Here is a 16,198-nt window from a genome sequence, read left to right as displayed (position 1 = left end):
GCTATTTCCGCCCCCGGTAGAGTTCAGAGTTTGCTATGGCGCCGGCGATCGCCGAGGCGGCGGCCGTGGCAGGGCTCATGAGGTGGACCATGCCGCCCGCCCCCATCCTGCCCTGGAAGTTCCGGTTGGTCGTGGAGGCGCACACCTCGCCGGAGGCGAGGACGCCGTTGCTCATGCCGAGACAGGCCCCGCAGGTCGGATTGGTGACGCAGAAGCCCGCGTCCATAAATATCTTTATGATCCCCTCTTCGAGGGCCATCCGGTATATCTTCGGGGTGGCCGGCGACACGATGGCCCTGACGCGGTCGCTGATCCTCTTTCCCTTGAGCACCCGGGCAGCCACGCGGAGGTCCTCGATGCGGCCGTTGGTGCATGACCCGATATAGATCTGGTCCACGGGCGTTCCTTCCATGAGGCGCACCGGCTTCACCTGGTCAGGCTTGTAGCCGAAGGTGACCACCGGCTCCAGGCCGGAGACGTCAAGGTCGATTGTTTTTTCATAGGAGGCGCCAGGATCGGAGATCCATTTTAAATAGTCTTTGAGCGCCTCTTCCTTCGAGGCATAATCGCCGCCGATGAATTCCCAGAGATACTCCACCGTGGTCATGTCCGGATGGCATATCCCGCTGGTGGCGCCGGCCTCGACTGCCATGTTGCAGAGGGTCATCCTGGACTCCATGGACAGGGCCGCGATGACCGGGCCGGTGAATTCTATGACCATGTTGGTGGCGCCGTTGACGCCGATATTCCCGATGATGGATAGTATGACGTCCTTCGCGAAGACGCCTTCCTGAAGATCGCCGGTGACATTTATCCTCATGGTGCGGGGCGAATTGAAGGCGCACACACCCTTGAGGATGGCCACCTCGAGATCGGTCGAGCCGACCCCGGCCGCGAAGGCGCCGAAGGCCCCGTGGGTACAGGTGTGGGAATCGCCCATGATGACGGTATAGCCGGGCCGCACGAAGCCGTTCTCCGGGAACAGGGCGTGGCACACGCCGTTCCTGCCGATGTCAAAATAGTCCTTTATGCCGTGGCGCCGCGCCCAGTCGCGCAGGATCTTCCCCTGCTCCGCCGTTTTCGAATCCTTGGCCGGCGTTACATGGTCGATCACGGCCTTGATCCTGTCCGGATCGAAGACCCGGTCCTTCCCCTTCGCCACCAGGTCGTTGATCGCGATGGGCGTCGTGATCTCGTGGCAGAAGACCGCGTCAAGGGTGAGAACATGTATGGCTGGAGTCGGATTGTCGATGCGATGTGCGTTGAATATTTTTTCCGCTATTGTATATCCCATTCACTGAATACCTTTGATCTCTAATGCGCCGCTCTCCAGGAATTCGCCCTCGCCGTCGTCATCGTCGCCTGGAATGACCTTCCCTATATCTTTGAACGCGATGAACTTTCCCTTGAGGACGACCTTCAGGCGGGAAGATTCCTGGACCTTGCCCTTCAGCAGCTCATTGGCCAGGGAATCCTCTATGTCGCTCTGGATTACCCTGCGAAGGTTCCTGGCCCCGAAATTTTCGTCAAATCCTTTTTCTATCAGGTACTTCCTGACCCCCGTGGAAAATACCAGCTCGATCTTCCGGTCCCACAGCTTCTCATTGATGCGGGAGAGCATCAGGTCGACGATCCGCTTGATATGGTTCCTGTCGAGCTTGTGGAAATAGACCACCTCGTCGACCCGGTTCAGGAACTCGGGGCTGAACAGGCGCCTCAACTCGTCGCTCACCTTGTCCCGGGCGCCGCTGTCTCGCGATTCATCGTCGCCGAATCCCATTTTCCCGATCTTCTGGTACTCCCTGTTGCCGATATTCGAGGTCATGATGATGATGGTGTCCCGGAAGCTGATCGTGGAGCCGGACCCGTCGGTCAGCTCGCCCTCCTCGAAGACCTGGAGGAGGATGTTGAAGACGTCCGGATGGGCCTTCTCGATCTCGTCGAGAAGAATGACCGAATAGGGCCTCCGCCTGATCTTTTCCGTGAGCTGCCCGCCCTCCTCGTAGCCGATATAGCCCGGGGGCGCCCCGATAAGGCGCGACACGGAATGCTTTTCCATGTATTCCGACATATCCACCCTGACAAGGTTCCGCTCGTCGTCGAAGAGGAACTCGGCGAGGGCCTTCGCCAGCTCGGTCTTTCCCACGCCCGTCGGGCCCAGGAATATGAAGGCCCCCATGGGCCGGCTCGAGCTGCCGAGGCCGGCCCGGGAACGCCTGATGGCGCGGCTCACGGCGCGTATGGCGTCGTCCTGCCCTATGATACGTTTGTGGATCTCCTCCTCCATGCGCATCAGCTTTTCGGTTTCCGATTCCTCGATGCTCTTGACCGGGATCCCGGTGCTCTCTGAAACGATCACCGCGATCTGGTCCGGGGTTACCATTATTTCATATTCGTTCTTCTTGTCGTGCCAGTTTTCCATCTTCACGGCGAGGATCTCTCGCTTGTCATGGATCAGGTCGCGGATCGCGGCCGCCTGTTCGTACTCCTGGGACAGCACGAGCTCGTTCTTCTTCGTGATGAGGCCGTCAATCTCCGCCTCCAGGGCGATGATGTCCTCGGGGATGTCGAAATTCTCCAGCCGGGCCATGGCGCCGGCCTCGTCGATGATGTCGATGGCCTTGTCCGGCAGGCAGCGGTCGTTGATGTAGCGGTCGGCCAGTACCGCCGCCTTCACCAGCGACTCCTGGATGAACCGCACCTTGTGGTGGCTCTCGAAGCGCTCCTTCAGGCCCTTCAGGATGCGTATGGTCTCGTCCACGTCGGGCTCCTCCACCAGGATCGACTGGAAGCGCCGCACCAGGGCCGTGTCCTTTTCCACGTACATCTTGTACTCGTTGATGGTGGTGGCTCCGATGCACTGCAGCTCGCCCCGCGCCAGGGCCGGCTTCAGGATATTGGCCGCGTCTATGGCGCCCTCGGCGGCGCCGGCGCCGATCAGTGTGTGGACCTCGTCTATGAAAATGATGATGTTGCCGTCATCGGTGATCTCCTTAACGACGCGCTTGAGGCGCTCCTCGAACTCGCCGCGGTACTTTGTGCCAGCCACGATGGCCGCCATATCGAGGGAAAGGACCCTCTTGTCGTACAGCGGCTCCGGGATCTCCTTGCGGACGATGCGCTGCGCCAGGCCCTCCACGATGGCGGTCTTGCCCACGCCGGCCTCGCCGATCAGGATCGGATTGTTCTTGCGCTTCCGCGACAGGATGCGAATGACGCGGTTTATCTCGTCATCCCGGCCGATAACCGGGTCAAGGGCCCCCTCGGTGGCCATCTTGGTGAGGTCGCGGGCGAATTCATCAAGCGCGGGGGGCTTCACCGTCTTGACCTTGGCCTGCTTCTCGTTGTTTACCTTCACGCCGAGGACGCGCAATATCTCGTTCCTGATGACGTTGTAATCGATGCCGGAGCGGATGAGATTGTCAAGGCCCGAGCAGGTTCCCTCGCGGAAAATGGCCAGGAGCAGGTGCTCCGTGCCGATATAGGAGTTTCGGAGCTTCCGGGCCTCCTCCTTCGACATCTCGATGATGCGCTTGTACTTGGAGCTGAGGGGGACCTTGCCGAGAATTATGGTGGCCCGGTCCCTGCGGACCGACTGCTCGATGTCCTGGATGAATTTTTCGAAATTGATGCCGAGGTTTTTCATGATGCGGGCGGCCACCGATTCCTCGTCTTTCAGCAGCGATATCATGATGTGATCCGGATCGATCATGTCCGAGTTGAGGCGCTTCCCTTCGCTCTGGGCCATTATTTCCAACACTTTTTTGGAACGCTTGGTGAACTCGAACATCATTTAACCTCGAATGTCTGCATTATTTTGCGGATATAATCGGCCCGGTACTCGTCGCATTCGGCGGTGCTCTTGAACAGCAGGGCATAATGGCGCTGGAGATGGGCCCACTGGATATTGACCATGATGTCATTGATCGATTTGACATCTATATTCTTGATGACAGCCAGCACGATCCCGAGTCGGACGTTGGAACAGTGGTCCATGGCCTCGATGTAGCTGATCCGCCTCGAATAGAGCAGGGTCCCGTAGGAGCGCCATACCATGTCCTCGATCTCGGTGCGGGACTCCGAAAAGTATTCGTCGCGGCGGTTGTCTTCGTTCTCGAGGATCCGGCCCACCACTTCATCGACGGACTCGATAATGTCCACCTCAGAGGGCCCGAGGGAAATCCGGTTTGACAGCTGGTAAAGGCCGCCGAGGGTCTTGCTCGACTTACCGATGGTGCCCTTAATCTCCATGGAGTTCTTCTTGTCCTCGGGGATAAGCTCCTGGACCGCGTTCTTGATCGTTATCACCGGCAGGTGAAGGAGAACCGACACCCGGAGGGCCGTGCCCAGGTTCGACGTGCATGCCGTCAGGTATCCCAGCTCGTCGGAAAAGGCGTAGGGCACGAAGCGGTTCAGCTCGGTGTCCACCCGGTCCGCCGTTTTATAGGTCTCCATGAGCTGAAGGCCGGGACGGATCACCTGTATCCTGAAATGGTCTTCCTCGTTCACGAGGATGCTGAAATCATCGATACCATCAAGGGCCACCATGCTGTTGTCGGCCACTTCCATCTCGTAGGTAATTATGTTTCTCTCGCGTAAAAACCGCTTCTCGTTTGCGTCGACATCCTTCAGATCGATGATACTCACATGGCCGCGGTACGCGGATTCGCGGGCGAACCGCTCAATCGCTCCCCGTATGGGGAACGTCTCATCATCGGCCATCCTTCCAGGAAACGGCACCGACAGCATGTTGCGGGCCAGCCGGAGCCTGCTGGATAGCACGATATGGCTGAAGGGGCCCGTTGACGTCCAGAAGCCGGACTGTTGTAGCACTTCCTCAAACAATGTCATTCCCCCGCATGATCATGATGCTTCAAGCTCCCGTATTTTATCGCGCAGGCGGGCCGCCTCTTCATAGCGCTCGTCATTGACGGCCTGTCCCAGCATGCTCTTCAGCTCTTCGATCGATTTTTTCGCGTAGATAAAATCAGCCGGCTTCTCGTAGGTCATGATCTGGATGCCTTCGGGATTGGCCGGATGCTTGCCGGAATGCTTACCCCCTCCATGATATCCCGCGATGACCGATTTCAGCGACTCCCCGAGATATCGATAACAATCGGGACAGCCGAGCTTGCTCTCCCTGCTGTAATCCACGAAGGATAGGCCGCAGCTCTTGCACACGCCGCCGGTGACGTACTCATCGACCTCGTTCACATCAAGAAATGACAGCATTTCAGGGATGGATAGGGAAAAATTCGAAAGCTTCGAATTCAATCCGATCTCACGCGCGCAACTCTCGCACAGATGCAGCTCCGACTTGACATCTTTTATAATCTCTGTCAGGTGGATGGTAGCCTCCGTATTTTTGCACCGTTCACAGAACATATTATACTATTTCTCACCTGCACGCTTAACACCGGTCGTTCTGATCGCCGTCCTTGCATGATTCCCGGCATATTACAAGGCATCATCATTATAAGCGATTACCGGTATGAAAAGCTCCTTTATAAAATCTTTACGTTCAGCACAATTTTAATATACTAAATTATCTGGTAATACAGTTAACCAAAATGATTTTTTTACCAATTCCCGGCATATTATTCCTAAATTGATTTTTTTCGATTCTAAACCATTTTGCCGAGGCTATGGGACAGAGCCCTTAAATGCCCCCCTCGGAGGTCTTCCTTCGAACCAAAACATAATTTTGCGTCATGTCTAATATATCATTATACAAACCTTGATGCAAGCCATAATTTAGCAAATGTTAAATAGTGTATATTTTTTTCAATACCAATGAAATTAATGTGCATTTTACAGCACTTAATAATCAATAAAATTCACCACCGCCGACATCGTCTACTGTCTCAAATTGAATAATTTTATACAAGTTATGCAACAACTCCAATATTTCTTTGCCATATTTTTTAATTTACTAAAATATTACAATACTATTAGGATTATAAAGAAGAAAAAGTTACGACATCATTCATCAACTCAGGGATCACCGCCGGTTGAATCGCCAGGTCACCGCAGCCGTGACAGCCATGGTATAACATTACCTCACATTGGAGAAAAAATACGAATAGAAAAAAGAAGACCGGCGCCCCTGTACATACCAAACCACCTGGTCAGGCGGTCCCCGTGTTCCGGATTTGAATATTATTGCAGCTGTTAAAAGATAATCTTGTTGACGGTATCTTAAAAGCATTCAAAAATATTCCATGCTTTTCGGCAAAAGAAAATCACAGCAAGTAAGCTACTTTGTCTCCATCGGTTCCGGCTTAAACCAGATACCCCTTATCAATGAGGCGAAAAAACAGGGATTTCATGTTATCGGCGTCGATGCCAGCGTGTATGCGCCTGGCTTTTATCAATGCGACCTGAAAATCCAGGAATCCGTCGAAAACTACGATAGTATCTACGAAAAGCTGATCGAGCTCCTGGTGGACGGCGATATCCACGGCATCATGACCAAATCATACGGTCCCGCGATCATAACGACGAGCTTTCTCACGGAAAAATTCAAGATACCCTTCATTCCCTTCGCCGCCAGCGGCAGCTTCATCGATAAAAAGAAGATGAAGTCCCATTTCGTCGAGCATAACATACTGACACCGTACACAATTCAGCAGAATGCCAGGCACAAGCAGGATAAAAACAATACCGGCGGCTTCCCGGTGATCATTAAGCCCAACGTCGGTCACGCGAAAAAGAACGTGCGGATGGCGTCCGACAGCGCGGAGCTGAAGAGGATCTGCGCGGCCCATTATCGCAGCGATGAAGAATACCTCCTTGAAAAATTCATAACCGGCGATGAAATAATCGTGGCAGGCATCATCCACGACGGCAGATATCACCTTGTGGAAATCACCGACAAGAAGACGTCATATCCGCCCTATTTCATCGACCTGCTCCACATCGCGCCATCGAAGCACCTGCACCTGTGGAAAAAAATCGAGGCCATCGGTCAGCAGGTCGCCGAGGCGTTCTCCATATCGCGGTCTCCCCTTATCATGGAGATAGTCATCGACAAGGACGAAGAGCCCTTTCTCATCGAGGCGGTCCCGGAATTCGGGGGTGAATTCATTCCCGACGTGCTGGTGCCGGCCAGCGTCAATTACAACCTCATCGGCGAGGCCATAAAATCGATGACAGGCCGCGGGTTCAAGCCGCCTCAGGCCCAGAAAAGAAAAAACGCCGTTGTCGTCAGATATATAACCGGCCAGAAGGGAATTCTGGCGTCATGCAACCCCGAGGGGCCGCGGAACGTGTCCGGGACCATTTTCTCCCGCATCTTCAAGGAAATTGGGTCGCCCATCGACGACCCGGTCACCAACCTTGACCGCATAGGCGTGGTGGTGGTATCGGCGCCCACCAGGGAAGAAGCCCTGGCCCTGTCGGAACAGGCGTCATCGAATTTCAACATCCGGATCAAGTAACCGTGGAAGCGTCATCGTGGGAAAGCCATTACACCGCCGGTAAATCCGCGCTTCTCTACCCGGATGAGAACCTGGTACGTCTCCTCAGGAAAAACCCCCTCCTTGAATCACCGGCCGGGCTTACGGCGGTCGATCTCGGATGCGGGAGCGGCAGGCACCTCCGGCTCCTGGCCGACCTGGGCATCCCCGAGGCCATCGGCATCGATACGAGCTACAATGCCCTTGTGCTGTCCGGGAAACAGGCCCCCGGCGCCCTCATCCAGGGGGACAATCAACGCCTTCCACTGAAAAATGAATGCGCCGACATCGTCATCGCCTGGGGCTCCCTTCATTACAACAACAAGTACCATTTCATGGGAATGCTGGAGGAGATACTGCGGATCCTGAAATCCGGAGGGTATCTCTTCGCCACCCTCCGGTCGGAGCGCGATACATACCTGAAGCGCGGCAAGCACCTGGGCAACAACGTGTGGATCACCGACCTGAGCGACATAAGCGGATCCACCGCCTCGTTTTACGGCGAGGGAGAGCTTCAGGTGGCCTTTTCCATATTCAGCGCCCATACCTACGGACTCATGGAGCGGACGCTCATGGGCGATATCACGTCCCTCATATCGCACTGGGTCATAGAGGCCCGCAAGTGAGGCAGGAACACCCCGACCCGCCCCCAGCGGAAGTCATTGAGGAAAACGCCATGTTCAACGGGGCCGTGACGCAATGCCCCCTCTGCGAAAGCGGCGCCATAGAACGGCGCTTCCGGATCGAGCGTTACAGGCCCGCCTTTACCGTGGACCGTTGCGGATCATGCGGATTCATGTTCATGAATCCGCGCCTCAACGACAGTGCTGTGCGCGCTTTATATGGCGAGGATTATTACACCGGAAAGGCGGAATACTCCTATTACGACGAGCGCGAGGCTGAACGATTCTCTGCCTATGTCTGGAACAAGCGGATCAAGGTGCTTCGCCGCCATGTACCCGGGGGGAACCTTCTCGATGTGGGTTCCTCATTTGGAGGGCTCCTCAAGGCCGCCGCCCCCCACTTTGCCCCTCACGGGATCGAACTTTCCCCCTACGCGGGGGGGCATTCCCGGTCACTGCTGGGCGACGCCATCCATATCGGCACACTGGCTGACCACCCCTTCAAGTATGATTTTTTCTCGGCAATAACCATGATAGAGCTCATCGAGCACCTGCCGGACCCCCTCTTTGCCATCCGGGAGTGCCACCGCCTTCTTCGGAAAGACGGAGTCCTCCTTATTCAAACCGCCAACATGGCCGGCCTCCAGGCGAAAATGCAGGGGAGCGATTATGCCTATTTCATGCCGGGTCACCTCTCCTATTTCAGCAAAAGCAACCTGGCCGGCGCCCTGACCAGGGCCGGCTTCAGCCGCATAAAAGTATTTTATCCCGTTGAATTCGGCCTTCTGCCAAAGCTTAAGAAATCCCGGTATACCTTCACGTCGCCCTGGGATTACCGCTGCTGGGTCCGGATAGCGGCGTACCATTTCATCAGCAAAATTCACTTCCGCGATTGTGCAGCCACCAGCTCCATGGTAGTGTACGCGTTCAAGTAAAAAACGCCGGAAAAAAAATATAAAACAACCATCTACTTTTTCAATTTGCAAAATGCTTGACCCGGCACTACATCTAATCTTTTTATACATGGATGCGCGCCTTGCGCCGCTGCGCATGATTTTCTATGCCGATGATTGATTATGAAAAACCTCTGGAAAACAATTGAGATCCGCTACAATGCCGTTTCGCACCTGATACTTGCCCATGGCATCATTGCCATGGTGCTGTACCTGTTCTACCGGTCCAGGATCTACCGGTACATCCTGTCAATCCACCCGGATATAAAACTCGGCGGGTTTGGCGCTTATCTATCATCGTCATTGCATTATGACAGCGCCGCCCTCTGCTTTTCCCTGTCTTTCCTCGCTTTCCTTTTATACATTACGGCATATTTCAGGAAGCTGCGATACTGCCTGCTGACCGTTTATTCGGTCATTTTCATCTTTTTCCTGCTTTTCAGCATGGAATTCTTCAGGGTCTATGAAACGACATTCCAGAAGAACTTCGCCGGGAAAGAGCATTTCACCGGCCTCGGCAACATGCTGGATTCAGCCCTGGCGGAATTCTCCGCGGAATTCTACATCCTCTTCCTTCTCCTGTCGGCAGGCATGATCGCCATGAATATCGCCCTTTACCGGTGGGAGGAAAAGACCGACCTGCAGGACTTCATCCAGTTCAATTCCGACCTGTTCCTCTTCAGGGCACTGCGACTGGCCGTCCCGGCCATAGCGCTTTCATGCCTTGTCATCGCCCTCTTCACCGACGCGCCGGGAGGTTCAGAGGGTTCACGGAACGGCCAGGAGAGCGCGCGGCGCCTCTCGCTGCTCAGAGAATTATCAATGAACCCGGTGTACAACCTGATCACGGAAGCCCCTGACACGGCCGGCGGGCGGGAAGCGACGCCGGGAAAGAACAATGCGACCTTCGCCTTCGGACTCAATACGGATTCCCTTGTCACGGACAGGTATTACGACAGGCAAAGCATAATCCCCAGGGGCAGGAAATACAACATCATACTCTACTTTTTTGAATCCACGCCGCGCAGGTATTATGACATCGAGATTAACGGCCGCCCGGTCCTCGGCACCTGGCGCCGCCTGGAAAAGAACAGCCTCAACCTCCGCAACCATTACGCGAACTATCCCCTGTCAGCCAATGCCCTGATGTCCGTTCTCACATCAGCCTATGACCTTAATTCCAAGGACATGGTGATACAGAAATACCCCGATATCGGGCTCCAGACGCTTCCCGAGCTCCTAAAGAGGCGCAATTACCGCACCTGTCTCATACACACCGGCGGCCTCGGGTACGCCGGCCAGAAGCGATTTTTGCAGAACAGGAAATTCGACACGATCCTGGAATACAATGACCTGGCCCGGATCCCGCCCTACAACAGGCAGGTGGGATGGGGAATCGACGAACGGGCGATGGTCAAACCGGCGATCGAATATCTGAGCCGCGACACCGGCCGTCCCGGCCTGCTGGTGCTGCTGCCGGTTAACCCCCATCATCCCTACGCGATCCCCGGCGAGGAATTCAGGATAGCCGCGAACGGCGGCGGTGAACAGGATTACCGGAAGCGGAACTGGTGTAATTACCTCAATTCGCTCTACTACTCGGACGTTTCACTGGGAATGCTCGTCGACGAGATGGAGCGGCACAACCTGATGGACAACACCCTCCTCTTCCTCTTTGCCGATCACGGTGAGGCCTTTTACCAGCACCGCATGAATTACAACCACCCGCTGTTCATCTATAACGAGAACGTGCACGTGCCTTTCCTGATTTACAATAAAAAGATATTCCCGTCGCCGGAATATTTCGACGGCATCACCAGGCACATCGACATACTCCCGACCATCCTTGACATCCTCGGCATGGCCCGGTCGCCGGAGCAGGAGGGCATATCCATACTCTCGGGGCACAGGGAGCAGCTGGCCCTTCTTCACACCTCATGGAAGGATGATTTCATGGGAGTCGTCGACCAGCATTGGAAATATATACGGAGAACCGTGGACGGCATCGAGGAGCTGTACGATATACGAAAGGATCCAGAAGAATTAAACAACATCGCCGCGCGGCATGACGATATCACGAAACGGTACCGCGCCTTCGTGCTTAAGGCGAGAAGTTATAAAGAAGAATACTTCCGGCGGATACTGAAGAAATAGATTAGGGATGTCCCCGCGAAATAACAGACCGCCCGGAGCCGGGAATCCCTACTTCCGGGCCTTAAGGTCCCTGTATTTCTTCTCGTCAGTGTAGACCTGCATATATGCGGGCCGGAGGATTTTACCCTGCATGATCTGCTCTATGCGGTGGGCGCACCACCCGACGACCCTGGCCATGGCGAATATCGGCGTGTAGAGCTCCATGGGGATTCCCAGCATCTCGTATACGAATCCTGAATAATAATCGACATTGGCGCTGACGACTTTCTTGCCCCTGCTGTTCAGCAGCGACGACGCGATTCTCTCCACGCTTTCATACAGGAGATACTCGTCATGGTAGTCCCGCTTCATCGCCATCTCCCTGGCGTATTCCTTGAGGATGAGGGCCCGCGGATCGGAAATGGTATACACCGCGTGCCCGAACCCGTATATCTTTCCGGACCGGTCCCCGGCCTTCTTATCCAGGATCTTCGTCAGATAGGCCTTGATCTCCCTCTCGCTTTGCCAGTCTCTTATGGATTTTTTCAGGTCTTTCATCATCAGCTTGACCGATTCGTTGGCGCCCCCGTGGAGGTGGCCCGACAGGGACGCGATACCGGCGGCGATAGCCATGTAGGTATTGGCGCCGCTGGACGATACGGACCGCACCGTGAAGGTGGAATTATTACCGCCTCCATGCTCGGCGTGGAGGATCAGGGCGATATCGAAGATATGGGCGTCCTCGTCATCGGGTTTTTCGCCGAGGAGAAGATAAAGAAAGTTCTGGGCTATGGAATACTCCGGCTTGGGACGCAGGATCTTCAGGTCAAAGCCCTTGCTGTACCGCAGCACATTATAATTTGACGCGACTATGGTGGGGAACTTTGCTATCAGGTTGATGCTCTGCCGGCACACGTTGGGGATATCGGTGGAATCCGCCTCCTCGTCGCAGCGGCCCAGGTGCGAGAGAACGCTGTGCAGGGCGTACATCTGGTTGTCGTTCTGCACCTCTCCCATGATGATCTGCCGCTCCACCTTTGAAAGGGTCCTGCGCCTGCCCAGCTCCTCGGTGAATTTTTTCAGATCGGCCGCATTCGGCAATTCCCCGGCCAGGAGAAGGTATGCCACTTCCTCGTAGCCGAAGCGCTTTGTCTTTTCCATCGTCTTGACTATCTTCTCGACATCATATCCGCAGTAGAAAAGCTTCCCGGGGATCGCCTTGACTTCATAGCTCTTTTTGTCGCCGCCCGGCTGCACCTTCCGGTATCCGTCAACCCGCCCCTTGGTGGTTATGCCGACCACGACACCCGTTCCGTCAGGGTTCCTGAGGCCGAGCTTGACATCCTTATCCTTGATAATCTGAGGTGTGAGATAATCATTCAGTATGGTAAGTTTTTCTATTTTTTTAAGAATGTCTTGCATTGCGCAACACCTCCGCGATTTGCACACACGGTATGAGGAAGGAATTCAGTGTCAACATTTTTACTGGCGGACCGGAGGAAAACCGATCAGGACCGCCGTCATGTCGTCCTTCTGCAGCTCGGGGCGTCCCATGAACTGGTAGACAGCGGCGAACAGCTCATGGACCGCGAGCTGCGGCATAAGATTGATATTTTCCTTGAGGATATCAATTAATCTATTTTCGCCGAACTCCTCGGACTGCAACTCCCTGTTGTATGCCTCGATGATGCCGTCGCTGTAATAGAGTATCGAATCCCCCTCGTAGAGGGTGAAGGTGCATGAAGGGCAGTCGAGGTATGAATTCCCCAGGATGAGCCGCACATCGCTGCTGAGAAGGTTCCCCTTGAGGGGAATCCACCCTTTTTCCTCCTTGTTCAGGTCATAGACGTCGACTATGTCCTTCTGAAACTTCCGTACTATGATGGGGAAAAGCATGCTCCGGTTGTAGAACGTGAGATGAAATTTGTCTTCCTCGTTGGATATGAAGGTAAAGAGGACGCACGCAAAATCGTGGGAATTGGATTCCTCCATGATGTCCGTGAACTTGGTGGTGACGTTTTTCACGAAGAAATCCTTGTCCACCGACCCTGAATGTTCGTATATCTTCCTGGCGTCGGTGATCGACATGGTTATGGCCGACCTGAATCTCACCAGGGTGGTATAGGCAGGGAGCCCGTGGCCGCTCATGTCGGCAAAGATGAACAGGTAGTTGCCGTCAGGCAGGTAGATGAGGTCGAAATAATCGCCCGAGAGGACCGCCCCGTAGGCGCGCTGGAACCCGATCCCGACATTGAGCTTCTTGTTGTAGAAATTCCTGAAAAGTCCCCGTATGAGGATCTTGTCCCTTTCACGGATCAAGTTGGCCTCGGCGCTGATCAAATTGAACTGCCGCAGCTTCTCCCGATCATCCTCGGATAGGTTCCGCAACTCGTCAATGTCGCCGGGTACGTTACTGTCCATCGGGCTGCTTGTTCCTGTAATAGCGTATGAGAGCGTTCGTGGAGCCGTCATGACGCAATTCGCCCGCATACCCCGTAGCCAGCTCCGGCAGGATATTCTTCGCCAGCGCCTTGCCGAGCTCGACGCCCCACTGGTCGAAAGAGTAGATGTCCCAAATGACGCCCTGGACGAAAATCTTGTGCTCGTACAGGGCGATGAGCTTCCCGAGCGCCGAGGGGGTCAGCCGTTCAGCCATGATGGTGCTGGTCGGCCGGTTTCCTTCAAAGGTGCGGTACGGTATAAGGGCCTCCGTGACGCCCTCTCCCCGCAGATCCCCCGCCGTCTTGCCGAAGGCCAGGGCCTCGGTCTGAGCGAACAGGTTGGCCACGAGCTTCCGGTGATGGTCGCCGGCTTCATGGAGCGGCCGGGCGAAACCTATGAAGTCGGCCGGCGCAAGCCTGGTTCCCTGGTGGATCAGCTGGTAAAAAGCGTGCTGGCCGTTGGTGCCCGGTTCTCCCCATATGACCGGGCCGGTCATGTAATCCACCCTTCTCCCCTCGCGGTCGACGCTCTTCCCGTTCGATTCCATGTCAGCCTGCTGAAGATACGCGGGAAACCTGTGAAGGTACTGATCATAGGGCAAAACCGCGAGGGTCTCCGCTCCGAAGAAGTTGCCGTACCATATTCCCAGCAGGGCCATGATGACCGGGATGTTCCGCTCGAAGGGCGCGCTCCTGAAATGATTATCCACGGTATGGAAGCCCCCCAGGAGCGACATGAAGTGTTCTGGGCCGATGGCGATCATCAGGGAAAGGCCGATCGCCGAGGCCAGGGAATAACGCCCCCCGACCCAGTCCCAGAACTCGAACATGTTCTCTGCGTCGATGCCGAAGTCGGACACGGCAGCTGCGTTGGTCGACAGCGCCACGAAATGACGGGGGATCGCCTTTTCGGATGATAATCGCTCCACGATCCATTTCCTGGCGGTTTCGGCGTTGGTCATGGTCTCCTGGGTGGTGAAGGTCTTGGACGCGACTATGAAGAGCGTTTCGGCCGGGTCACAGGCGCGGAGGGTCTCCATGATGTGGGTACCGTCAATATTTGATACGAAATACGACCGGAGGTCCCGCTGAGAATAAAACCTCAACGCCTCGGTAGCCATGGAGGGCCCCAGGTCGGAGCCTCCGATGCCGATATTGACGATGTTCCTCATCGGCTTGCCGGTAAAGCCCTTCCACCTGCCGTCACGGACACGTTCTGAAAAATCCTTCATTTTATCCAGTACCGCCCTGATCCCAGGCATGACGTCCTTTCCGTCGACCATGACGGGGGCTCCGGACAGGTTCCGCAGGGCCGTATGGAGCACGGCGCGGTCCTCAGTGGCATTAATTGCTTCGCCACGGAACATCCGCTCGATCTCACCCTTCAGATCGCAGGCTTCGGCGAGGGCTAAAAGCAGGTTAATAGTCTTTCCGGTAATGCGATGTTTCGAGTAATCAAAGAGGATATCATCTTCGATGATGGTGAATTTTTCCGCCCTCCCGGCATCCGAGTCGAAGAGCGATTTCAGGGAGATTTCCCTGATCTCCTTATAATGGCTCTCCAGGGCCTTCCATTCATTCATGTCAGTCAATTTTTTTCTGTTCATCGGATTCTCTCAACATTTGAATTGTACATGATTTCACGGTGAACGTCAAGAACTTTAATGGATGGTAAAACATGCCCCTTCTGGATCACAGTAGTAAATGGGTGGGGGGTACGGAGCCATCCCGCTCGTCCGCCTCGTATAACATCCTGTTGACTCGGCGGAATCGGCGACGTCCTTGTCACCTACTCGCCGGCATGGCTCCATACCCCCAAAAATATACTGCGGCCTCCTTTCATGGGACTGGGGTAAAATTTAATACTTCTTCTCACACAATGAAGCAATACAGCATAAGTCGCAGAGGGGCTTCTTTTTGCAGTAATTCTTTCCGTGGGCCACGATAAGGGCATGGTATTCGTTATATTCAGGGACACTCCCCTTGAATTCCCGGTGAAACAGGTCCTGGATCTCGTGGTAGGTTTCCTTGCCGGTCAAGACTCCGAGGCGGGTGAATATCCGCCTGGTATAGGCGTCGACGACGAAGATTTTCATGTTCAGGGCATACAGGAGGATCGAGTCCGCCGTTTCAGGCCCGATGCCGTTGACGGAAAGCAGCCCTTTTCTCAGGTCATGGATGTTACAACGGCCCAGGGCCCGGTGATCATAATCATATCGTTTGTAGAAGTCCAGAAAGTTCCTGATCTTTTTCGCCTTCTGGTTGTAATAACCCGTAGGCCTGATGATCTTAGCAAGGGTTATAAGTTTCAGATTTCGCAGAGATTGCGGGTCCAGCATGCCTCGGCTTTTCAATGCCGCCAGGGCGGTATCAACGTTTTTCCAGGCTATGTTCTGCGTGAGAATCGCGCCTATGGATATCTCGAAAAAGTCGCTCCCATCGCGGGGGGCGCCGAGGTGGTACTCGCTCCGGAGGGTCGATTCATTGACGATGGGCCACCATCCCTGGGGGCCATGGAACGCGAGGAGCCGTTTATAAACGGTTCGAATGTTATTCATGTTCCTGCTTCAGATGAAAGAATGCGGGTTCCC

General features: G+C 54.9%; 12 protein-coding genes. 4 read left to right on the top strand and 8 right to left on the bottom strand.

What is annotated here, in order from left to right:
• Position 1: 1 nt before the first annotated feature.
• From KA369_12320 to KA369_12305, 4 genes are read right to left on the bottom strand one after another with little or no spacing between them, the layout of a single operon-like run.
• A complete protein-coding gene (locus KA369_12320; protein ID MBP7736752.1) occupies positions 2-1,294 on the bottom strand; it encodes a 3-isopropylmalate dehydratase large subunit in 1,293 nt (430 codons plus the stop codon).
• Entirely contained in the window at positions 1,295-3,793 is a 2,499-nt protein-coding gene (locus tag KA369_12315; protein ID MBP7736751.1) for an ATP-dependent Clp protease ATP-binding subunit, read from the bottom strand. It lies immediately after the preceding gene.
• A complete protein-coding gene (locus KA369_12310; GenBank protein MBP7736750.1) occupies positions 3,790-4,851 on the bottom strand; it encodes a hypothetical protein in 1,062 nt (353 codons plus the stop codon). The genes KA369_12315 and KA369_12310 overlap by 4 nt, the downstream gene beginning before the upstream one ends.
• A 12-nt stretch (positions 4,852-4,863) precedes the next feature.
• Complete coding sequence (locus KA369_12305) at positions 4,864-5,385, bottom strand: UvrB/UvrC motif-containing protein (protein MBP7736749.1); 522 nt, start codon at positions 5,383-5,385, stop codon at positions 4,864-4,866.
• Between the two features lie 836 nt (positions 5,386-6,221).
• Here KA369_12305 and KA369_12300 point away from each other — a divergent pair.
• From KA369_12300 to KA369_12285, 4 genes are all read left to right on the top strand, one after another.
• Complete coding sequence (locus KA369_12300; protein ID MBP7736748.1) at positions 6,222-7,439, top strand: ATP-grasp domain-containing protein; 1,218 nt, start codon at positions 6,222-6,224, stop codon at positions 7,437-7,439.
• A gap of 2 nt (positions 7,440-7,441) precedes the next feature.
• Entirely contained in the window at positions 7,442-8,083 is a 642-nt protein-coding gene (locus KA369_12295) for a methyltransferase domain-containing protein (GenBank protein ID MBP7736747.1), read from the top strand.
• Complete coding sequence (locus tag KA369_12290; GenBank protein ID MBP7736746.1) at positions 8,080-9,015, top strand: class I SAM-dependent methyltransferase; 936 nt, start codon at positions 8,080-8,082, stop codon at positions 9,013-9,015. The genes KA369_12295 and KA369_12290 overlap by 4 nt, the downstream gene beginning before the upstream one ends.
• Before the next feature lie 141 nt (positions 9,016-9,156).
• Positions 9,157-11,187, top strand: coding sequence for a sulfatase-like hydrolase/transferase (locus tag KA369_12285; protein ID MBP7736745.1), 2,031 nt, complete (start codon positions 9,157-9,159; stop codon positions 11,185-11,187).
• Between the two features lie 48 nt (positions 11,188-11,235).
• On the opposite strand, the gene KA369_12280 is transcribed toward KA369_12285, so the two are convergent.
• The 4 genes from KA369_12280 to KA369_12265 all read right to left on the bottom strand — a co-directional run bounded on the left by KA369_12280 (position 11,236) and on the right by KA369_12265 (position 16,165).
• Complete coding sequence (locus KA369_12280) at positions 11,236-12,567, bottom strand: citrate synthase (protein ID MBP7736744.1); 1,332 nt, start codon at positions 12,565-12,567, stop codon at positions 11,236-11,238.
• 81 nt (positions 12,568-12,648) lie between these two features.
• Complete coding sequence (locus KA369_12275) at positions 12,649-13,587, bottom strand: serine/threonine-protein phosphatase (protein MBP7736743.1); 939 nt, start codon at positions 13,585-13,587, stop codon at positions 12,649-12,651.
• Positions 13,577-15,214, bottom strand: a complete 1,638-nt coding sequence (gene pgi, locus KA369_12270; GenBank protein ID MBP7736742.1) for a glucose-6-phosphate isomerase — start codon at positions 15,212-15,214, stop codon at positions 13,577-13,579. Before pgi ends, KA369_12275 begins: the two co-directional genes overlap by 11 nt.
• Before the next feature lie 252 nt (positions 15,215-15,466).
• Positions 15,467-16,165, bottom strand: a complete 699-nt coding sequence (locus tag KA369_12265) for an endonuclease (protein ID MBP7736741.1) — start codon at positions 16,163-16,165, stop codon at positions 15,467-15,469.
• Positions 16,166-16,198: the final 33 nt, after the last annotated feature.

It is taken from the genome of Spirochaetota bacterium (assembly GCA_017999915.1).
In the GTDB taxonomy this organism is placed as follows: Bacteria; Spirochaetota; UBA4802; order UBA4802; family UBA5550; genus RBG-16-49-21.
This window is presented reverse-complemented; position numbering and strand designations above follow the sequence as displayed.

Coding starts and splice junctions, on each gene's coding strand:
- KA369_12320 (MBP7736752.1), bottom strand. CDS start 1,294: ATGGGATATACAATAGCGGAAAAAATATTCAACGCACATCGCATCGAC.
- KA369_12315 (MBP7736751.1), bottom strand. CDS start 3,793: ATGATGTTCGAGTTCACCAAGCGTTCCAAAAAAGTGTTGGAAATAATG.
- KA369_12310 (MBP7736750.1), bottom strand. CDS start 4,851: ATGACATTGTTTGAGGAAGTGCTACAACAGTCCGGCTTCTGGACGTCA.
- KA369_12305 (MBP7736749.1), bottom strand. CDS start 5,385: ATGTTCTGTGAACGGTGCAAAAATACGGAGGCTACCATCCACCTGACA.
- KA369_12300 (MBP7736748.1), top strand. CDS start 6,222: ATGCTTTTCGGCAAAAGAAAATCACAGCAAGTAAGCTACTTTGTCTCC.
- KA369_12285 (MBP7736745.1), top strand. CDS start 9,157: ATGAAAAACCTCTGGAAAACAATTGAGATCCGCTACAATGCCGTTTCG.
- KA369_12275 (MBP7736743.1), bottom strand. CDS start 13,587: ATGGACAGTAACGTACCCGGCGACATTGACGAGTTGCGGAACCTATCC.
- pgi (MBP7736742.1), bottom strand. CDS start 15,214: ATGAACAGAAAAAAATTGACTGACATGAATGAATGGAAGGCCCTGGAG.
- KA369_12265 (MBP7736741.1), bottom strand. CDS start 16,165: ATGAATAACATTCGAACCGTTTATAAACGGCTCCTCGCGTTCCATGGC.